The 20,488-nt window shown below is 31.9% G+C and carries 17 protein-coding genes; 8 read left to right on the plus strand and 9 right to left on the minus strand.

Annotated features, from left to right (window positions below; translation table 11 throughout):
- Positions 1-33: 33 nt before the first annotated feature.
- From aspD to J3U20_RS07960, 3 genes are read left to right on the plus strand one after another with little or no spacing between them, the layout of a single operon-like run.
- A complete protein-coding gene (aspD, locus tag J3U20_RS07950; RefSeq protein ID WP_160542661.1) occupies positions 34-1,674 on the plus strand; it encodes an aspartate 4-decarboxylase in 1,641 nt (546 codons plus the stop codon).
- Positions 1,675-1,703: 29 nt separating this feature from the next.
- Entirely contained in the window at positions 1,704-2,765 is a 1,062-nt protein-coding gene (locus tag J3U20_RS07955; protein WP_105297285.1) for a type II asparaginase, read from the plus strand.
- Positions 2,766-2,771: 6 nt separating this feature from the next.
- Positions 2,772-3,908 (plus strand): porin, encoded by a 1,137-nt coding sequence (locus J3U20_RS07960; protein ID WP_105297258.1) that lies wholly within the window; start codon positions 2,772-2,774, stop codon positions 3,906-3,908.
- Positions 3,909-4,058: 150 nt separating this feature from the next.
- Here the strand turns inward: J3U20_RS07960 and J3U20_RS07965 are convergent, their stop codons facing one another.
- Both J3U20_RS07965 and J3U20_RS07970 read right to left on the minus strand, forming a co-directional pair.
- Positions 4,059-5,054, minus strand: a complete 996-nt coding sequence (locus tag J3U20_RS07965) for an AMP-binding protein (RefSeq protein ID WP_160542660.1) — start codon at positions 5,052-5,054, stop codon at positions 4,059-4,061.
- Positions 5,055-5,139: 85 nt separating this feature from the next.
- Positions 5,140-6,147 (minus strand): o-succinylbenzoate synthase, encoded by a 1,008-nt coding sequence (locus J3U20_RS07970; protein ID WP_160542827.1) that lies wholly within the window; start codon positions 6,145-6,147, stop codon positions 5,140-5,142.
- Positions 6,148-6,248: 101 nt separating this feature from the next.
- Between J3U20_RS07970 and J3U20_RS07975 the strand changes: the two genes are divergently transcribed.
- Positions 6,249-7,376: an endonuclease gene (locus J3U20_RS07975; RefSeq protein WP_160542659.1), complete on the plus strand. Its 1,128-nt coding sequence runs from the start codon at positions 6,249-6,251 to the stop codon at positions 7,374-7,376.
- Between the two features lie 85 nt (positions 7,377-7,461).
- Here J3U20_RS07975 and J3U20_RS07980 read toward each other — a convergent pair whose 3' ends face one another.
- Genes J3U20_RS07980 through J3U20_RS07990 form a run of 3 tightly spaced genes read right to left on the minus strand, consistent with a single transcriptional unit; the run spans position 7,462 to position 10,189 of the window.
- Complete coding sequence (locus J3U20_RS07980; RefSeq protein WP_185150272.1) at positions 7,462-8,049, minus strand: LutC/YkgG family protein; 588 nt, start codon at positions 8,047-8,049, stop codon at positions 7,462-7,464.
- The gene (locus J3U20_RS07985) at positions 8,036-9,433 is read right to left on the minus strand and encodes a lactate utilization protein B (protein WP_160542658.1); all 1,398 of its coding nucleotides are present in this window, start codon (positions 9,431-9,433) and stop codon (positions 8,036-8,038) included. Before J3U20_RS07985 ends, J3U20_RS07980 begins: the two co-directional genes overlap by 14 nt.
- Positions 9,434-9,442: 9 nt before the next feature.
- The gene (locus tag J3U20_RS07990) at positions 9,443-10,189 is read right to left on the minus strand and encodes a (Fe-S)-binding protein (protein ID WP_160542657.1); all 747 of its coding nucleotides are present in this window, start codon (positions 10,187-10,189) and stop codon (positions 9,443-9,445) included.
- A 215-nt stretch (positions 10,190-10,404) separates the two neighbouring features.
- Between J3U20_RS07990 and tilS the strand changes: the two genes are divergently transcribed.
- Both tilS and J3U20_RS08000 read left to right on the plus strand, forming a co-directional pair.
- On the plus strand, positions 10,405-11,694 hold the full coding sequence (gene tilS / locus J3U20_RS07995) for a tRNA lysidine(34) synthetase TilS (RefSeq protein ID WP_160542656.1): 1,290 nt from the start codon (positions 10,405-10,407) through the stop codon (positions 11,692-11,694).
- A gap of 100 nt (positions 11,695-11,794) precedes the next feature.
- Positions 11,795-13,111 carry a YihY/virulence factor BrkB family protein gene (locus J3U20_RS08000; RefSeq protein WP_160542655.1) on the plus strand — a complete coding sequence of 439 codons (1,317 nt, stop codon included), beginning with the start codon at positions 11,795-11,797 and terminating at the stop codon, positions 13,109-13,111.
- Positions 13,112-13,234: 123 nt separating this feature from the next.
- Here the strand turns inward: J3U20_RS08000 and J3U20_RS08005 are convergent, their stop codons facing one another.
- A complete protein-coding gene (locus J3U20_RS08005) occupies positions 13,235-14,641 on the minus strand; it encodes a hypothetical protein (RefSeq protein WP_160542654.1) in 1,407 nt (468 codons plus the stop codon).
- Positions 14,642-14,693: 52 nt separating this feature from the next.
- Complete coding sequence (locus tag J3U20_RS08010; RefSeq protein WP_160542653.1) at positions 14,694-15,296, minus strand: outer membrane beta-barrel protein; 603 nt, start codon at positions 15,294-15,296, stop codon at positions 14,694-14,696.
- An 84-nt stretch (positions 15,297-15,380) separates the two neighbouring features.
- On the opposite strand from J3U20_RS08010, the gene J3U20_RS08015 reads away from it, so the two are divergent.
- A complete protein-coding gene (locus J3U20_RS08015) occupies positions 15,381-16,073 on the plus strand; it encodes a metal-dependent hydrolase (protein ID WP_160542652.1) in 693 nt (230 codons plus the stop codon).
- An 80-nt stretch (positions 16,074-16,153) separates the two neighbouring features.
- Positions 16,154-18,190 carry a M3 family metallopeptidase gene (locus J3U20_RS08020; RefSeq protein WP_160542651.1) on the plus strand — a complete coding sequence of 679 codons (2,037 nt, stop codon included), beginning with the start codon at positions 16,154-16,156 and terminating at the stop codon, positions 18,188-18,190.
- Positions 18,191-18,324: 134 nt separating this feature from the next.
- On the opposite strand, the gene J3U20_RS08025 is transcribed toward J3U20_RS08020, so the two are convergent.
- Positions 18,325-19,242, minus strand: coding sequence for a hypothetical protein (locus J3U20_RS08025; protein ID WP_160542650.1), 918 nt, complete (start codon positions 19,240-19,242; stop codon positions 18,325-18,327).
- On the minus strand, positions 19,220-20,482 hold the full coding sequence (locus J3U20_RS08030) for a polysaccharide deacetylase family protein (protein WP_160542649.1): 1,263 nt from the start codon (positions 20,480-20,482) through the stop codon (positions 19,220-19,222). Before J3U20_RS08030 ends, J3U20_RS08025 begins: the two co-directional genes overlap by 23 nt.
- Positions 20,483-20,488 lie beyond the last annotated feature (6 nt).

Consider the following 20,488-nt stretch of genomic DNA (forward strand, 5'->3'; position numbering starts at 1 on the left):
AAAATTAGTAAAACAAGAAAAAAGTAAATAACAATGGATATTTCTAAACTAAAAACCTCTCGTCGTAAAGAGCAGCAATTAGAACAACTAAGCCCTTTTGAGTTAAAAAATGATTTGATTAAATTAGCCTCAGATCAACAAACCAAACCCACCAGAACCATGTTAAATGCAGGTCGCGGAAATCCCAATTGGATAGCAACAGTTCCTCGAGAGGCATTTTTTACCTTAGGAAGGTTCGGAATAGAAGAATGTAAAAGAACCTTAAATAAACCCGAAGGATTGGCTGGTATACCGGAAAAAAAAGGAATAGGTAAAAGATTTGAAGCATTTTTGGAAAAAAATAAAGACCAACCCGGTATTGAACATTTAAAAAATACCTACAAATACGGTATAGAAAAACATAAATACGATCGCGACAGTTGGGCACACGAATTAGCGGAAGGAATTATCGGAGATCAATATCCAAGTCCGGTAAGGATGTTAAAACACATAGAACCCATAGTTCACGATTACCTCATTCAAGAAATGTGCGGGAATAATCCGCAAAGAAGTGGTAAATATGATATTTTTGCCGTGGAAGGAGGAACGGCTGCCATGTGTTATATTTTTGATTCTTTGATGGAAAACTATTTATTAAGAAAAGGAGATCATATTGCTTTAGGGGTTCCTGTTTTTACTCCTTACTTAGAAATACCTGAATTAAAAAGGTATGACTTTAAGGTTACTTATGTGCATGGTACAGGAAAAAATAGCGACGGAACTTCAAACTATCAATATCCGGATGAAGAATTAGATAAATTAGGTGACAAAACCATCAAAGCCTTTTTCATTGTTAACCCAAGTAATCCCACCTCAGTAGAAATTTGCGATAAGAGTCGAAAATATCTCATAAAAGTAGTTAAAAACCTCAATCCTAATTTAATGATATTGACGGATGACGTTTATGGTACTTTTGTTCCCAAATTTAGCTCATTAATGAACGAATTACCACAAAATACACTTTGTGTTTATTCATTTTCAAAATATTTCGGAGCCACAGGATGGCGTTTAGGGGCTATTGCTTTATATGAAGATAACATTTATGATAAAATGCTAAAAGCAATACCTGAAAAAGAAAAAGCTAAAACAGCAAAATTATATTCCAGTTTGACTTTATATCCTGAAAAACTGAAATTTATTGACCGATTAGTAGCAGACAGTCGTCAAGTTGCATTGAATCATACTGCAGGATTATCCTTACCTCAACAAATACAAATGATGTTGTTTGCATCGTTTGCATTATTGGATAAGCAAAATCACTATAAAAAAGTGTGTACAGATTTAGTAAAACATAGATTTAATCTACTTTGGGAAGGAATGAATATACCTATCAAACCCGATCCGGAAAGAGCATCTTACTATTGTGAAATAGATATTCATGAATGGGCATCTAAAAATTACGATAAAGATTTTGTTACTTTCTTGGAAAAGAATTTTGAACCCGTAGATATACTTTTCAGATTAGCCGAAAAATCTTCCATAGTATTATTAAATGGAGGAGGTTTTGCCGGTCCGGAATGGTCAGTAAGAGTATCGTTAGCTAATTTAGATGATGATGATTATAAAACTATAGGAAAAAAGCTTTCCGAAACAATGTACGAATACGTAGAAGCATGGAAAAATTCAAAAAAATAAATTCAAATATTAATTATAATTATTTAACTATGAAAACAAAAAGTTTAAAAAATTTGTTCAGTTTGTTTGTATTGTTTATTTTTATGGCGGTTAACGCACAGTATAAACCAACTATTTACATTTTAGCAACAGGAGGAACCATCGCGGGACAAGGGTCATCCTCTGTAACTCAGGCATATACAGCCGGTTCTATTACAGTAGATGAACTTTTAAAAGCAGTTCCTTCCATTAAAGACATTGCTAACATTAAAGCAGAGCAAGTAGCAAATATCGGAAGTCAGGACATGAATGACGATGTTTGGCTAAAATTATCGAAAAGAGTTAATGAATTGCTTAAACAAAAAGATGTAGACGGTATTGTAATTACCCACGGTACCGATACACAAGAAGAAACAGCATATTTTCTTAACTTAACCGTAAAAAGCAACAAGCCTGTAGTATTAGTAGGTTCCATGCGTCCATCTACTGCCATTAGTGCAGACGGTCCTAGAAATATTTACAATGCAGTTGCATGCGCTGGATCGCCGGAATCTTTAGGTAAAGGAGTAATGGTAGTAATGGATGATAAAATTATAGGGGCTGATGATATTACCAAAACGCATACTCTTTCTGTAGGAACTTTTGAAGATCCAAATTATGGGAATTTGGGAATCGTGTATAACGGTAAACCCATCTATACCCGGGAATCTGTAAAAAGACATACAATAAATTCAGAATTTGACATAACTAACATAACTAAACTGCCTAGAGTTGAAGTAATTTTAAGTTATTCCAACGCTAAGTCATTATTTGTAGATGCTGCAGTTAATGCCGGAGTAAGAGGAATAGTTACAGCAGGAGTTGGGAACGGAAACATTACCACCGATCTACAAAATGCACTTGCAAATGCAGTAAAAAGAGGGATTGCAGTAGTTCGTTCCTCCCGAATTTCAATGGGACCAACTGCTCAATATGATGAAGTAGATGACGATAAATATGGATTTACAGCATCTTGGTACTTAAATCCGTATAAATCCAGAGTATTGTTGATGCTTGCTTTAACCAAAACAAATAATTATAAGGAAATACAAAGAATGTTTACAGAATATTAAAAATTTATGAAGAAATTAAGTATTACGAAAAAAATTCTCATAGCGGCTAATTGTTTATTTTGTTTGTCCATGTTCGGACAGCAAACCAATCCAAGTACAGGAGAAAACACTGTCAATGAACCATCTTTCAAATCCGTTCTGGATAAGTTATTGAAAGATGACAAAATGTTAAATATTATGTTTGATACTCGTGTGGATTATCAAGCCACTTTTAAAGGAAGTAAAACGGATCAAAGCAGTTTCAGAGGAAATACTGTAAAAGTATGGTTTGAAGGTGAAATAATTCCTGGGTTTCGTTACAGGGTACGTCATAGACTAAATACCCCTCAAAACGCATTGTACAGAGATAACTATTCATCAGCAACCGATCAAGCTTATTTCGAAATTGATGCAGGAAAAAATTTAACATTCCGTGTAGGTAAACAAGCAGTACAATTCGGTACTTTTGAATTTGACTATAATGCTGCTGATGTTTACTTATATACTATGACCTATAATGACCTGGATGCGTATAAAACGGGGGTTAATGTAGCTTATAGAGTAGCAGGACAAACCTTAAATTTTGAAGTGGTAAACTCGGATGCTCCTCAATTTGCTACCGATAAATATAAAAATAAATCGTTAGCAGGTTTATTCTTATGGGAAGGTAGCCTTTTCAACAATGTATTTAGAACTCGATATGGATACGGGGCTTTTCAACATGATGCGAGCAAATATTATAACTGGATAACCATTGGTAACCAAATCAATCTTAAAAAATTTACAGCTGAATTAGATTGGTATATGGGAGATCGTGATATGGATTACGGGGATGTCGTTCAAAATGAAGATTTAGGATTAAGACATGTTAGAGACAATTCTGTTTCAGTTAATTTTAAATACGATTTAGGAAAGATAAAACCTTTAATTAAAGGAGTATGGAATAAAAGAAGAGACCAAATAAATTCTTCTTCCTATATTAATGGAGGTGTACAAGCAGCAGTTGAATATTATCCATTTACAGATCCGGCTATTAAAGATCTTAGATTCCACCTTATGTATGCGTATAACAGAACCAATTTTAACGGAATATATAACGGTTTAGATGGAATTAATGGAAATCAAATTATTGCAGGTATGCGTTGGTTCTTGAAAATCAAATAGAAATTGTACGATTATACTCAAATATTTTGACAAAAAAGCCTTATAAGTTATTTATAAGGCTTTTTTTATACCTTAATTTTTTCAATGTAAAATTTAAACTTAGTTGAAGGTAAAAAATCATTTTAAAAACAATTGAAATAAAAATAGAGCTTATATTTTTCGGATGATTTTTCCGGTAGGAGTTTTAGCGAAGCTTTCAACATAAATAAACTCTTTAGGTTTTTCATATTTATTTTCAAAATTGAAATCTAGAATTTGTTTTTCCAAATTGAGATCTTTTTTTCCAGCTATAATAATCACTACTTTATTACCTAGTAAAGGATCTTGTACGGATGAAATGATAAAATCAGTTTGAATAATAGATTTCAGTTGTTTTTCGACTTGTTCAGGAAAAATTTTAATTCCTCCTGAATTAATTACATGGTCCATTCTTCCTTTCCATTCAAATTCATTGTCAGAAATGAGCGAAACCAGATCATTAGTTACAATTTCTTCTTCCAAAAATGGAGGAAGAATACACAAACAACCTCTTTCATCCACACGAATTTTAGTGTTGGGCATAACTTTAAAAGCCGAATTTACCGCATGACCCGATATTTTTTTAAGTGCAATATGAGATATCGTTTCCGTCATTCCAAAAGATTCATATATATCGGTAGTTTGTTTTTTTAATTCGGATACCAATTGAGCGGAAGGCTGAGCGCCTCCTACAATCAACTTTTTTATAAGGTAAAGCTTATCCAATGAATTTTCAACTTGCATAGGCGTCATTGCAGAAAAGGTAAATTCTCTGTTAACATTCTCAAGGGGATGAGATATGGGCTTAATGCAATAAAGATCTAATTTCCAAACGATAGCTCTTACTAACATCATCTTACCTGCTATATAGGAAGAAGGCATACAAAGGAGAGCGTTGTCATTAGCTTTAAGATTTAAAAAAGTACCCGTCATCTTTGCGCTTTCAGCCATAGCTTTTTTAGTCAGTTCAATATTTTTTGGAGTTCCGGTGGAACCGGATGTCTTTGTGATTATAGTGGGTGAAGCAGAATACCAATCTTTTAAAAAATCAACAAGGTCTATTTGCCATTTTTCTTGACAAGGTATTGCATTCACGTCTATAGGTTTTGAAAAATTCAGATGAATCATAAGAAATTTTATATCTTTATACGATAATGATTACTATCAATGAGACTATATATTTCAGAAGTATTTAAAGGATACTTTTTTCAATTTATGGATTATAAAATAGATATTCACCCCTTACGGAAAGTTTAGAAGGGAAATTATTAGTATATAAACCTCCTGTACCCAAACCTTGCGGCATATCTTTATGAAATAAAGCAGTCCATTGCGCTATAGCATTTAATCCAATATTGGATTCTAAGGCTGAAGTGATCCACCAATCTATATTTTTAGATTCGGCTATTTCAATCCATTCTTCCGATCCTTTCCATCCGCCAATTAAAGAAGGTTTTAAAATTATATATTGAGGTTTTATAATTTCTAACGTTTTTTCTTTTTTATCTTTATAAAACTTACCGATCAATTCTTCGTCTAAAGCAATAGGAGTGGGAGTATATTTGCATAATTCAGCCATTTGGTTTTCATTTCCGGCTTTAATAGGTTGTTCAATGGAATGAATTTCAAGTTGAGCCAGTTGCTCTAATACCTTTTTTGCTTCCTCAAAAGAAAATCCGCCATTAGCATCCACTCTCAATTCCAATTGAGAAGCTGAAAATTCTTTGCGTAAGTTTTGTAATATTTTATATTCTTCTTGCCAGTTAACACCAATTTTAAGTTTTATACAACTATAATTTTGTTCGAGTTTTTGTTGGATTTGCTCACGCATAAAGTCCAAATTTCCCATCCAAATTAATCCGTTGATTTTAATTCCTTGCTTTCCTTCGGTAAATTCAGAAGGAAAAAACATCCCGTCTTTCCTGTTTTCAATTTGAGCAAAAATTTGTTCAATACCGAATTGTATGGAAGGAAATTCTTGACAATTCATTAGCAAAAATTCTTTTCCTTCATTGATATGATCACATACCCATTGCAGTTTAGGCTCATATTCCATTTCGGAATCAGCACTTAAACCCCTAAAAAAACTACATTCGCCAACATATTCCGTATCTGAATTTTGAACTTTTAAAAGATAAGTTAGCTTAGAATTTAATGTTCCGCGAGAAGTTCCTGCCGGACGCTTAAATTGTAATTCGTATGAGGTGAAATTTGCCTGTATCATATAAAAAAATAATTATAATTAGTGAGATATTTATCTTAACTTGAACAAAAGTTAAAAACTTTATCAAAGTTATTACCAACGCTAAAATTACAAATAATATGAAGAAAATTTTATTATTTTGGATTGTACTATCCACCTGTTTTTTTTATTCTCAGCAAGCTGAGATACCGTTTATAGAAAGTAAGTCAATACCTCTCAACTATTATGCGGATGCATACGGTACGGGATATGACTTAAAAACACGTTTGAAAGAAATTATCAAACAGGGACATGTACCCATTGGATATAAAGGTTTGTGGAATTTATATAAGTCCATGAGTGCTTTTGGTGATCAATGGTATGAAAACGACGGAACTGTTTTGGATATTTATTCTGAGATACCTAACGGTGCGGATCCCTACAATTATCGGTTTGGTGTAGATCAGTGCGGAAATTATACTAAAGAAGGAGATTGTTATAATAGAGAGCACCTGATACCGCAATCTGTATTTTATAAAAAAAATCCCATGCTGTCTGATGCCTTTCATATTTGGCCAACGGACGGAAAAGTGAATGCCATGAGAAGCGATTATCCGTTTGGCAGAGTAGGTAACAGCAAATGGGTATCCAAAAACGGATCTCAATTGGGTAGCAATGCTAATTCAGGGTATTCTAAAGGGTATAAAGGAGTCGTTTTTGAACCCATTGATGAATTTAAGGGCGATATAGCTCGAGCATTCTTTTATTTTGCAACCCGATATGAAGATGAAATCAGTTCTTGGAGTTTTGATATGTTTAATAGAACAAAAAATCAAGTGTTTACCGATACCTTTAGAAATATATTGCTGACTTGGCATGTGATGGATCCTGTCAGCGATCGAGAAATAGCCATGAATGAAGCTATTTATAGTAAACAAAAAAATCGTAATCCCTATATAGACCATCCCGAGTGGGTGGAAATGGTATGGGGAAATAATTTAAAAGTGGAAAGTTTCGAATATCAACCCAGAGATTTTTTAGAAATTTATCCTACTCTTTCTTCGGGAACTGTTTATATAAAATCCAACGATTATAAATCCGCAATAAAAAAAGTGATGGTTTTTTCTTTAAACGGAATTTTATTACAAACCATTGTCAATTCCTATAACAACGATTTATTGACGATTACTATTCAAAAATCAGGTAGTTACATAATAAAAGTAATGGGAAATGATTTTGAAGTAAACAGAAAAGTTATAATCCAATAAAAATAGGATAGAATTTAAAAGAGGAGAAATTAATTTTCTCCTCTTTTTTACTTTTCATTTTTTTATATTTCGGTAACGTATAAAACTACATAAAAAATACCGATAAGCTTCTGGCTCCTTGTGCTCCTCTAACCATAACAGCTCCTATATCAGCCGTAGCAGAAGGACCTAACATAAAACAACCGTAATTATTATCACGAAGATTTATTCTCGCATACGCTTCATACATGTCTCTGACTATATCTTGCGGCTTTAACAAAATAATTAAATGTTGAGAAAGAAAACCTAAAGAAGTAACCATCATACCTTTTTCCGTCAACCAGACCATACCGTTTTCTGAAACACCAAATTCCGCACGAATAATTCCAACATCCACATCATCCATTTGATGAGGATCAGTTACTTTGGATAAATCTTTATTTCCAGGAAATTCGATGGCAGAAGAACAAATTACTTTAGCTTGCGGATGTAATTCTTTAATTTTGTTTTCGCCCTCCTCAATGGAATTTATGGTGAAGCAAGTACCGGCATTTAAGATTAAATTTTCCTTAAATTCTTCCTTAATATCTTTTGTGCTTTTGGGAAATGAAGGAATGACAGGATAGGGATATTGTGTTCCTTGAGGCTTATTTTTACGAATAGCTTCTAATATATGTTCTTTAGTACTTATCATTTTTTTCTTTTCTGTTTTTAATATACCAATCTCTAAATGTATTTTTTGCCATGGAAAACATTTTACGTTCTTGAGTCCATGGATTTAAACTGCTGTATATAAGAAAATCGGGCACTATGGGCAGTGCTTTTTCTGCAAAAGCTTCCGTTGTTCTAAATAGATGCGGATGACCTAAAACAGCACCGGCTGCTTTCAGCGCATATTTTCGATTTGAAGGCATGTATCCTTTGTCGACAACCAATTTCCTCCATTTGTAGATTTGATCGGATATGTCAATTTTTACGGGACAAACATCTGAACATGAGCCGCATAAAGTGGAATGATACGGAAGCTCTTTATATTTTTCTAGATCGAAAGTCGGGCTTAATATAATTCCTATCGGACCGGAATAGGTTGATTCATAAGATAAACCACCACTTCTTCTGTAAACCGGACAAGTATTCATACATGCGCCGCAACGGATACATTTTAGAGATGTCCAAAAATCTTCCATGCCTAAACGGGTAGATCTTCCATTATCAGTTATAATAATATGAAGTTCTCCATTTTTTCGAGGTCCGGTGAAATGCGAAGTATATTGGGTTGCCGGAGTTCCTAGTGCACTTCTGGATAAGAGACGTATAAAAATTCCTAAATCTTCCACCTTTGGAATTATTTTTTCAATACCTATACTAGCAATATGAATAGGAGGTACGGCTGCTCCAATATCCGCATTACCTTCATTAGTGCAGACAACAAAAGTTCCTGTTTCAGCTATGGCGAAATTGGCACCGGTCATTCCTGCCCCTGCTCGTAAAAATTTAGGTCTGGCATTATTCCTCATCGCTTCGTTTAAAGAATGCGGATCCGTATCATTAGGATCAGTACCTATGGTTTTCGCAAAGAGTTGGGCGATATCTTCCGTGGTTTTTTCAATGGCGGGCATAACAATATGAGCCGGTGGTTGATGAGAAAGCTGCTGTATTCTTTCGCCCAAATCAGACTCGGTAACCTCAATTCCCTTGGATTCTAAAAAGCTTGTCATTTCACACTCTTCTTGAAGCATGGATTTGCTTTTTATAATTTCAGTTACTTTTCTTTCTTGTAAGATATTATAAACGATTTCGTTATGTTCCTGTGCATCTCTAGCCCAATGAACCACCGCTCCTCTTTTGGAGGCATTTTCTGCAAAAGTGGATACATATTCGTCCAAGTGTGACAAAGTGTGTTCCTTTATTTTAGATGCTAAATCTTTAAGTTCTTCCCATTCCGGTATGGATTGGGCAATTCGATCCCTTTTTACTCGGGCATTCCAAAGGTTTTTATCGTGTTCCTTTTCGTGTATGTTATCTTGATTTATAAAATCAGCAGAATTTTTTTCAATGTTGACAATCTTCTTTTTCATTTTCAAAGTTTAAAATGGACCTCCGTTAAGAACTTGGGCAATATGAAGAAAAGGTAAATGGGTAATACCATTTTTTAAAGCAACTCCTTTTTGGTGCATTAAGCAAGACATATCGGGAGAAACTACATATTCTGCTCCACTGGTTACGTAATCTGAAATTTTGTCTTTACCCATTTTTCCGCTCACTACTTCATCAGTTACACAAAAAGTGCCTCCAAAACCGCAACATTCGTCCGGTCTGCTCATCTCTGCTATTTCCAGTCCATCAATCATTTTTAATAAATCAGCAGATTTATTATAGGGAGTTCCTATGATTTCCGAAGGTTTGGCAATACCCAATCCTCGGATAGAGCTGCAACTATTGTGTAGAGCAACTTTATGTTTGAATTCAACACCCGGAAAACTTTTAACTTGTAGGATATCGTGTAAAAACTCAACCAATTCATAGGTGTTTTTTCTGACTTGCTTTACCTCATCGGTTTGCTCTAAATTATCAAAATGTAAACGGACTTGCTTTACACAACTTCCGGCAGGACCAACGATGTACTCATAATCCTTAAAATTTTGAATAAATAATTTTTGTGCAGTTTCTGCACTTTTGTAATCGCCCTCATTGGACATGGGTTGGCCGCAACAAGTTTGCTCCATTGGATATTCTACATCCAAACCCAATTTTTCCAATAATTCCAAAGTTGCTATTCCTACTTCCGGGTAAATAGCATCAATATAACATGGAATAAATAAACCAATTTTCATAATAGATTTTTAATTTTATAGATAATTTTGTTATTTATAATCATTCTAAAGTAAATAAATCTAGATATTTATATTATTTTAGCATTTTATTGTACAATTTATAGTGATAGCAAAGATTGTGCTTAATGAAAGGTTTTACTCAAAAATTTTTTCAGTTATCTTTGTTAAAAATTAAAATTCTGATATTTACCAATTTTTTCGGATAAATAAAACGTATGAGGTTAACGGATTCATTGAATAACTTACCTGTTGAAAAAAAATATTTATTAGCAGTTAGTGGAGGAGTCGATAGTATGGTATTGTTGCATTTATTTTATAATTCTCCTTACCGTTTTAGTGTAGTTCATTGTAATTTTCGGCTAAGAGGGGAGAATTCAGATTTAGACGAAAAATTAGTAAAGGACTTTTGTGATGATCATGATATTGAGCTTTTCATTAAAACCTTTGATACCTTAAAAATTAAGAAAAATAGAGAATCTATTGAAATGGTTGCCAGGAACTTAAGGTATGATTATTTTCAAGAATTAATAAAAAAGCACTCTTTTGATTATCTTGTTACCGCACACCATCTTAATGATAATGTAGAAACTTTTTTTATAAATCTATTGAGAGGTTCAGGCATTAAGGGATTATCGGGAATGCAAATGATTGCAAATTATATTGTAAGGCCTTTATTGCCTTTTACCCGAAATGAAATCGTTAATTTTGCTCTGATTCATTCAATCATTTGGAGAGAAGATGCTTCGAATCAAACGTTGGATTATTTGAGAAATAAAATTCGTCATCAGATTATTCCTGAATTTCAAGATATATCACCCGTTTTTTTACATCAAGTAGAAAAAAGTATGAGTATTTTGCATGAAACTCAATCTTTTTTAGAATCACAGGTGCAAGAATTACAAAAAAAAGCAGAAGTTTTTACTGAGACAGGGGTGAAGGCTTATTCATTAGATAAACTCCTACAAGCTGATTTTCTTTTGTCTTACCATTTACTTTCCAAATATGGTTTTACTAATAAAAAAGATTGTGAAAATATCTTAAATGCTCATACCGGAAGTTTATTTGAATCACATGAGTATAAAGCTTGGGTGGATAGGGGAACATTGTTGTTAGCTAATAGAAGTAAAACGGAATTTTCAACTGTTAATTTTTTAATTCCATCGGTTCCGTGGATACTTAAGCAACCGTTTGAATTTACTTGTTGTGTAGTTGATAAAGCTATATTTAAGGAAGGAGAAAGTATTGATTTTGAGAAAGTTGAATTTCCTTTAGTTTTAAGAAATTGGAAGGAAGGGGATTATTTTTACCCTATTAATGGATTAGGTAAAAAGAAGGTAAGTAAATTTTTAAAGGATCATAAGGTATCTAATTTTCAAAAAGAGAAAGTATTGGTTTTATGTAATAATTCAGGAGAAATTATTTGGTTGGTAGGGTTTCGTTTAGATGATCGTTTCAAAATATCACCTTCCACTCAAAAATTTCTTCATTTAAATTATAAAGCATAAGAGTTTAAGGATAATAAACTTTTATAAAGTAAATTTTTTCTTATTTAAAGCTAGTAGGTATCATGTTTGTATCTTTTAATAATAATTTGAAAAATATCTTATGTATTCTAAGATAAAGGAAAAAATCAAAAATATTATACATTTTTTAACCTATGATATATGGCGGGTAAACGGAAGCGATGGTCCTCATATAAAAACTTTTTTCATCAATATTACCAAAGCTTTTTTATTAACTTTTAGAAATAGTAACGGCTCACAAATCAATACTCGTGCAGCCGCCTTAACATATAATTCTCTTTTGTCTATAGTGCCTTTATTGGCGGTTTTATTTGCTATAGCCCGTGGATTTGGTTTTCAAAATTTAGTGGAAACACAACTGTTTCAATATTTTACGGGTCAGAAAGTTGCTCTTTCCAAGGCTATGCAATTTATAGACGGTTCAATTGATTATGCACAAGGAGGCGTATTTTTAGGTTTAGGAATAATCATTCTCTTTTACACGGTTATAACCTTATTAGTAAGTATTGAAGATAATTTTAACACTATTTGGAGAATTAAAAAAGGAAGGAAATTTTCTCGACAATTTACGGATTATTTAGCCTTAATTCTTATAGCTCCTTTATTTTTAATTTGCAATGCCGGATTGTCAATTTTTTTGAACTCAACCACCAATATCAATATAATCGGTATGGTCATTAGTCCGATCATAAAGTTTATTCCCTACGTTATAATCATCTTACTTTTTACATTTATATATATTTACATTCCTAATACAAAAGTCAAATTTAGTGCTGCCTTTTTAGCAGGTATAGTGAGCGGGAGTTGTTTTCAAATCTTTCAAATGCTGTATATATCCGGGCAATTTTGGATAGCAAAATATAATGCTATTTACGGGAGTTTTGCCGCATTGCCTTTGTTAATGCTGTGGCTGCAATTGAGCTGGTTTATTTGCTTGTTCGGGGTTCAATTATCTTTTTCCTATCAAAATGTAAATAAGTTTAGTTTTGAAAAAGATATTAGCAACATAAGCAGGAGATATAAGGATTTTATACTTTTAATGATTACTACACTCATCATAAAACGATTTGAAGCTGGCGAAAAGCCCTACACGGCAGATGAATTATCTGAAACTTATAAAATACCCACCCGATTAACTAGTGATTCTTTATACTATTTATTACAAGTAGGATTAATTGTAGAAACACTAACAGAAAATGACATGGTGGTTGCATATATTCCCGGAATCGATATCAATCACATTACGATAAATTATTTTTTCAATAAATTGGATCAATATGGATCTGAAAACTTCAAGATCGATATGGAAGGAGATATTAAAAATATTTGGGATAAAACTTTAGAAATACGAAATATGATTTATGAGCATGAAAGCGGAGTTTTACTTAAAGATATCTAAAAGCTAATCGATAGTTTTATTAAGCCTTTTAAATTTTCATGAAGGTTTCCATGTAAAATTATTTTGAAAAATAATCCGGCCAATCCATTAATTTATAAGTTCTGATTTAAATATAATTTTAAATCATTGATATGCTCCTAAAGCAGGATCTTTAATTCTCGATATACCGTTCATATCTTCAGGAACCTCCTTTGCATAACTTAAATTGCCTTTACCTAAAGCTGGAGATCCTATGTTAAGAAGAAGTAAACAATCCGAATATCCTGTTTTATAAAATTGAGGATCTTTATTAAGAATGGTATTTACAAAATGTTTGTCCGTTTCTATAGATAAATTATTGGAAGTATTTTTAATCAGATTAGTATCAAAAATATAATTAAAAGGGGCATGCTCATTTTTATCTAAATATAAGCTGTTATAATTTTTAACCCAGAAAATACAATTTTTAAAAGAAGCCGTAAGCGAATTGTATTTTGTTTGTCCTGATTTCTGATAAGCATTAGATAAATAGGCAGAATATCCTGCACCAGCATTTAAATTCCAATAATTGGCAAAAGTACAATGAGTGAAATCATAGTTTCCTCCATATTCTGCTATAAGATCGGAAGTACCACAATTATTTATGGCAAGATTCTTACCTTCCACATTTCCTCCCACAGAGTAGATTCCTCCATATAAAAAATTATAAATTTTGGAATTGAAGATGTTCAAATGAGCATTTTCCTCTAAATAAAATGCATTATTACCCCCTTTTATAACTAAGTGGTTAATTTTTGCGGAGGCATTGGTAGCGAGATGAATTTGATTCCAATTACCCGGAAGTGAATCGTATTTGGTTTCGTGTCGATCTCCTCGAATTAATACTTCATGTTCCAAAGAACCGTCTATAGTAAGTTGGCTGCCTGAATCAATAATTATATTTGCATTCTTATGAAGGTATATTTTGGTTCCTTCCGACACGGATAATTTGGCACCATTTGTAATTTTTAAATTTCCATAAATAACTTTGGATTTAGTATTGTTCCAAGCCAGATCTTTTGCTATTTCTTTAGTCCCTGATTTGGAAAAGTAAAATTCTGCATCTTCAATTAAAGAAAGTAACTTAACTTTTTGTGTAGATCCGGCGGTGGTAAACAATAAATCCTCATCTGCTAACGCTTCCGGAGCATTAATGGCTTGAGGAGCAAGTTCAATAAAAATGAATAAACTATCTTTAGACCGTATAGGTATGTTTTGAAAGCTATTTTGATTGGTTGCATTGCCGGGAGTTCCGTCTACATTAATTTTAAATTGAGAGGACGAGCCTTTTTCAAGATAAATCCTCGGAATTACAACATCATCGTTTTGTTGGTTATAAACTTTAAGTACATAGGTTTCTGATCGAACCGTTGAAAATACAGTATCCAGCATAACCGTATCTTTAGAAAAACGAAGCGGTTTAGAAGCAGAATCATAATTATAATCATCTCTGCATGAAAAAATTGAAAGAGCTAAAAAAGATAAAAATAATAAAAGTGATAATTTTTTCATATCAGTTTAATCATAATAAGAATGGGCACTAAAATAATAAATACATTTTGCCTTAAAATTTATATCCGACACTTAATACCAGAGAATTTTGTCTTTTCTCCAATTTAAATGCTTCACCGGTACGCTTCTTTATAAAATTTGTTTGACTTTTATTAAATCCGAATTCATAACGCACATCAAAAGTGAGCTTAGCTAAGTCAAAACCTCCTCCTACTTGACCGGCAAGTGAAAAATCATCTGTTTTTGTTTTTCTTATTCCTTTTAAGGAAATATCTTCATTTAAAGAAGTGGAAAAAACAGGGCCGGCATACAATCGGGTAACTTCTAAAAATTTAGATCCAAACAAAATAGGGATATCCAATCGGTTGGAATGTGCTGTAAATTCACCATCGTTCCTATAATCGAAATTAGTTTTCATGGAAGAAAAATAAATCTCAGGTTGGATAAACCATTCCAAAAATTTTATTCGACTAAAAAAACCCGCATGCCATCCGATATTATCTGTGGCTTTACTTTCTTTAATATTGGTTACGGTTTGCTTTAAGGTTCCTTTATAACCGAAAGCCATTCCGGCTTTGGCTCCAAATTCAACTTTTTGTGCATAAGTAACGATTGAAATAAAAAGTAAAAATAATATCGGAAAGAGTCTTTTCATATGTAATGATTTTTGCTTAATTTTTTTCAAAGATAATTATTATTTATTACATTTGAAGAACATTAAATATTAAAGGATAAAGTCATGGAAATTATATATTACGGACATGCATGTTTTGGTTTTAAAACCTCATCATCAACGGTCTTAATTGATCCATTTATTTCAGGGAATGAACTAGCAAAAGATATTGATATAAATGGAATTAAAGCAGATTATATTTTTTTGACTCACGCCCATTATGATCATATTTTGGATGTTGAAACTATTGCTAAAAACAATAATTCCCAAATATTGGCTAATCCGGAAATTACTGCTCACTATGAAAAATTGGGTTTAAATGTTATACCCATGAATATAGGAGGAGTTAAGAAATTTGATTTTGGTAAAATTAAAATGGTATCGGCGTCCCACAGTTCTTCTTTTCCCGATGGTTCCTATGGCGGATTAGCTTGTGGTTTCCTGATGAAAATGGATGGAAAAGTAATTTATGTAGCCGGTGATACTGCCCTTACTACTGACATGAAATTGCTACCATTTATCTATGGATATATTAACGTGGCAATATTACCTATTGGTAATACCTATACGATGGGTGGATATGATGCTGTTATTGCAGCAAAATTTGTTAAAACAAAAAATGCTATAGCGTCTCATTATGATACTTTTCCTGCCATAAAGGTTAATAAGGATAAGATTAAACATTTATTCTTAGCCGAAGAAAAACGGTTAACTTTTTTATCCATTGGAGAATCAGTGGATATTTGTAAATTTGAATAATTTTAATCACATATAAATTAATTATATAGAACTGTATATAGGGGAAACTTTATTCGATAGTATATACTTACAAAAAAATTATGAGTAATAATTTAGTGGAAAAATTTAATACGCCTTACGAAAGCATCCCTTTCGAAAACATTAAACAAGAAGATTTTAAACCAGCGATTGAACAGGCAATTGAAGATGCTAAGAACGAAATTAACGAAATAGTTCAAAATACAGATCCACCGAATTTTGTAAATACCATAGTAGCTTTAGAAAATGTCGGAAAAAAACTTACCATAATTTCCTCTACTTTTTTTAATTTAAATTCAGCAGAAACTAATGATTATTTGCAAAGTTTAGCGGAGGAAATATCTCCTATGCTAACTGAATATGCAAATGATATCATACTGAATGAACAATTATTTGAAAAAATAAAAATCGTTTACGATACAACTTTAAAATCAAAGTTAAGCCAAGAAGAAGTACGACTTTTAGATAAAACGTATAAGGATTTCTCAAAAAATGGAGCCTTGTTATCTTCGGAGGATAAAAATAATCTTCGACAAATATCTAATGAATTAGCAATTTTATCCGTTAAGTTTGGCCAAAACGTTTTAAAGGAAACCAATGATTACTTTCTTCATATATCTGAAAGTAAGGATATGGAAGGAATTCCGGAATCCATTAAAGAAATGGCAAAACAAGAAGCGGAAAATAGAAATTTGAAAGGTTGGGTTTTCACTTTACATTATCCCAGCTATGTGCCTTTTATAACGTATTCGGCAAATCGAGAGTTACGCAAGGAAATTTATACTGCTTATATGCAACGAGCATGTAAAGATAATGAGTATAATAATGAAGATATTATTCATAAAATTGTTGAATTACGGAGCAAGAAAGCTAAATTATTAGGTTTTAAAACTTATGCCGATTTAATTTTGCAAGAAAGAATGGCTTCTGCACCTAAACTTGTATATGATTTTTTATATGATTTGTTGCATAAAGCTAAGCCTTTTGCTCAAAAAGAAATTCAAGACTTAAAAAATATAGCTTCACGAGACGGAATAACTGAAATGATGCCTTATGATCATGCCTTTTATGCTGAAAAATTAAGACAAGAAAAATTTTCGTTTTCTGAAGAAGAATTAAAACCTTATTTTCCGTTGCATCAGGTTTTAAATGCCGCTTTTGATGTAGCTAAAAAATTATACGGGTTGACTTTTATTGAAAGAGAAGATATACAGAAATATCATTCGGAAGTTAAAGTGTATGAAGTCTTCAATGATAAGGGAAAACATCAGGCTTTGTTATATACCGACTTTTTTCCCAGAGAAGGCAAAAGGGCAGGAGCTTGGATGACTTCTTATAAGGGGCAATTTAAAACTTTAAGTGATAATATCAGACCGCATATTTCGATAGTTTGTAATTTTTCACGTCCTAACGGAGAAATACCTTCTTTATTGACATTTAGTGAAGTTACCACGTTATTTCATGAATTTGGCCATGCATTACATGGTATTTTAGCTAATACAACCTTTGAATCATTATCTGGTACGAATGTTTATTGGGATTTTGTTGAACTACCGTCTCAATTTATGGAAAACTATGTTTTTGAAAAGGAATTTTTAAAAACTTTTGCCCTTCATTACCAAAAAGGGGATATGCTGGATGAGGAGAAAATTGATAAAATAGTTGCATCTGCTAACTTTATGCAAGGATATCAAACTCTTCGACAAATTGGCTTAGGTCTTTTGGATATGGCCTATCATACCGATGAGTTGACATCAGATCAAGGGATTGAAGATTTTGAAGTAGAAAAGATTAAAGAAACCCAATTGTATCCTCATATCAAAAATACATGTATAAGTACATCTTTTTCACATATATTTCAAGGAGGATATGCTGCTGGTTATTATTCCTATAAATGGGCTGAAGTTTTAGACGCTGATGCTTTTGATTACTTTAAAGAAAGAGGAATTTTTGATAAAGAAACAGCTTCTAAATTTGAAAGTTTATTAAGTAAAGGCGGGACTGAAGACCCTATGGAATTATATATAAGTTTTCGGGGTAGAAGACCTCAATCGGAGGCCTTACTCAAACGTGCCGGTTTACTAGCCAATACCAATTAAATAAAAGAGTTTTTAGATAGTATAATATAATAAATGGTTTGAAATTTCAAACCATTTTTTTATGGTATTATTTTTGAGTTCAGAGAATTCAATTCTTTCAAAATAGGTTAATGAATATACTAATTAAAGGAAAGTTAACGAGAAGTTTTAAAAATAGTTAAGCTGCTCAAATTATCCATCCATTTTAAATTTTTGTATAACACATAACGATTAGTCGCAGCTCCGAAACTTTTATTGAAATGGGCTATTCCCGGTATCATAGAACCTTCAAAATCTAAAATTAATTTTTGATCGGAATGATTTTTAATTAATAAGTCTATCAGATAAGCATACGAATTTTTAATTTCTAACTCTTTGTCTCTTAGGGACAGTAAATTTATAATCCTTCCTTTGGAAAAAATGAGCCATACATAGACTGTAGGAATATTATCTATATTATAAAGGGTATATTGTTTTAACGCTTTTTGTCGATTTAATTCTTGTAAAAGTGTGTTTAAGATATTGAGCTGTGAGGCTGATAGAATTCTATTGAGCAGATTACTTGGTTTTTCAGATACAATTGATCCCGTATATTTTTCTTCAATTTTGCTATTGGATAATAAATAATTTTTAAGAACCCTTTTTTTGTTTGCATTATAATTAGTTACAAGAGTTGAATATTCACGATCTAAATTCAATACTTGATTATCTCTCTTTACATAGTGGGAAGGTAAATAAGGGGTGTTTTCTTCGTTAAAGCAATAGCTTCTGACTTTATATTTTTTTAAGAAAGATATAAAAAGATGGAAGGTTTCAGCGGATATGTTTTCTTTATAAAATATGCCTAATTGTTGACAAAAAATAGGTTGAATAACTAATTTAAATCCCCATTTTTTTTGATAGGGGATAGGCATTACAGCTTCATAATCGTTTAATACCAAAATATCATAACCATCGGGAGAAACAATGTTTAAATACCACAGTTCTGCATAAATTCTGTAATTGAGGCATTGATCCAAATATGCGGAATATTTTGTTTTATCAATGGTTTTATGATTGTACTTGAAGATCATTGGCTTTACTAATCAATTTTTCATATACGTTTTTCCACAGCTTCCATTCTCCATGATTAGATAAGCTGTCATTATGGAAAATAGATATAAAAGTTCCGTTTACTTTTTTTACGGCATGCAATAAATTTAGTAGCTTATTTTCAGCTTCCTCAATAGATAGCTGCATGTAATTTTTAAGCGTAACATCCATCACGCAGAATGGATAAACTTTTAATTCGGTAACTTGATTATTTTTCAAATCAAACCAATAAAAAGGGGTACAAGTCCCTGCTCTGAAACCGATATGATCTTGAAAACCCATGGAAAAATCTGCTGTAATATTTAATCGGATCAGGTTGTCATAAGTTTCGGGTAAATGAAGTTTTATAAAATGTTGTCTGGAAATGGTAATTTTTTGTTTTACAAGTTTTTCCAATGCTAATTTTTCCTTTGTCAAGATTGTAAAATCCTTATTGGAAAAATAGCTGGGATGAAGACCTATAGTAGTATAATCTTCATTATATAATTGTAGTATCAATTTTTGGTAAGCTGAATTTTTAGGGTTATGATTAGTATCCCATTGACTTCCTAATCCAAAAGAAATAAAATAAATGGTAGGTATTTCTAATTTTTGTATATAAGGATAAATGTAATAAGGGTCCGATTTTAATCCTGATAAAACTAAAATTTGTTGATGAAAATCTTTCCATCGAAAAGTTAAAATTGTTTTTCCTAATGCTTTACATTTTTTAAACCAAAATTTATTTTTATATAACCAAGCATGATCTATATCTATGGTATTTATATAGGTAAACTTCCGAGCTTTATAATTGAATGAAGGAAAGTTTTTTTTTAGCTGATCAAATAGTTTATAAGCAAAGGTATCTATCCATGGAACTAACGGATCAATCTTATCTTTAATTGATGATGCTTTGTATGAAAATCTATGATGAACATCCTTTTTATATGGTAAATATTCTTCATATCTTGAAAGTAAAAAAAAAGCAATTGCAAAAGGGTCTTTTAAAACTTCTCTTAGGTTTTGTGTTTTAATATTCGTTTCGAATAATAAATTACAAGCCGAATAATGAATTTCGTTTTTTACTATTGAAAATGAATAAGAAAATTTAGGCGAAGTTTCTTTATCGAAGAGAATAGCGCAATCTGTGAGTCGGAAAGAAATTCCCAAAATTTGTTCGAAAATAAAAGTAAAAATATACTTAATTCTTTCATTGATTTCAGGAACATATATAAGAATCATAGGTAA

Origin of the sequence: Apibacter sp. B3919, assembly GCF_026537405.1 — a bacterium.
In the GTDB taxonomy this organism is placed as follows: Bacteria; Bacteroidota; Bacteroidia; order Flavobacteriales; family Weeksellaceae; genus Apibacter.

Bases quoted from the DNA above. Each gene is read 5' to 3' on its own strand.
- aspD (WP_160542661.1), top strand. From the start codon at position 34: ATGGATATTTCTAAACTAAAAACCTCTCGTCGTAAAGAGCAGCAATTA.
- J3U20_RS07955 (WP_105297285.1), top strand. From the start codon at position 1,704: ATGAAAACAAAAAGTTTAAAAAATTTGTTCAGTTTGTTTGTATTGTTT.
- J3U20_RS07960 (WP_105297258.1), top strand. From the start codon at position 2,772: ATGAAGAAATTAAGTATTACGAAAAAAATTCTCATAGCGGCTAATTGT.
- J3U20_RS07965 (WP_160542660.1), bottom strand. From the start codon at position 5,054: ATGATTCATCTGAATTTTTCAAAACCTATAGACGTGAATGCAATACCT.
- J3U20_RS07975 (WP_160542659.1), top strand. From the start codon at position 6,249: ATGAAGAAAATTTTATTATTTTGGATTGTACTATCCACCTGTTTTTTT.
- J3U20_RS07980 (WP_185150272.1), bottom strand. From the start codon at position 8,049: ATGATAAGTACTAAAGAACATATATTAGAAGCTATTCGTAAAAATAAG.
- J3U20_RS07985 (WP_160542658.1), bottom strand. From the start codon at position 9,433: ATGAAAAAGAAGATTGTCAACATTGAAAAAAATTCTGCTGATTTTATA.
- J3U20_RS07990 (WP_160542657.1), bottom strand. From the start codon at position 10,189: ATGAAAATTGGTTTATTTATTCCATGTTATATTGATGCTATTTACCCG.
- tilS (WP_160542656.1), top strand. From the start codon at position 10,405: ATGAGGTTAACGGATTCATTGAATAACTTACCTGTTGAAAAAAAATAT.
- J3U20_RS08000 (WP_160542655.1), top strand. From the start codon at position 11,795: ATGTATTCTAAGATAAAGGAAAAAATCAAAAATATTATACATTTTTTA.
- J3U20_RS08005 (WP_160542654.1), bottom strand. From the start codon at position 14,641: ATGAAAAAATTATCACTTTTATTATTTTTATCTTTTTTAGCTCTTTCA.
- J3U20_RS08010 (WP_160542653.1), bottom strand. From the start codon at position 15,296: ATGAAAAGACTCTTTCCGATATTATTTTTACTTTTTATTTCAATCGTT.
- J3U20_RS08015 (WP_160542652.1), top strand. From the start codon at position 15,381: ATGGAAATTATATATTACGGACATGCATGTTTTGGTTTTAAAACCTCA.
- J3U20_RS08020 (WP_160542651.1), top strand. From the start codon at position 16,154: ATGAGTAATAATTTAGTGGAAAAATTTAATACGCCTTACGAAAGCATC.
- J3U20_RS08025 (WP_160542650.1), bottom strand. From the start codon at position 19,242: ATGATCTTCAAGTACAATCATAAAACCATTGATAAAACAAAATATTCC.
- J3U20_RS08030 (WP_160542649.1), bottom strand. From the start codon at position 20,482: ATGATTCTTATATATGTTCCTGAAATCAATGAAAGAATTAAGTATATT.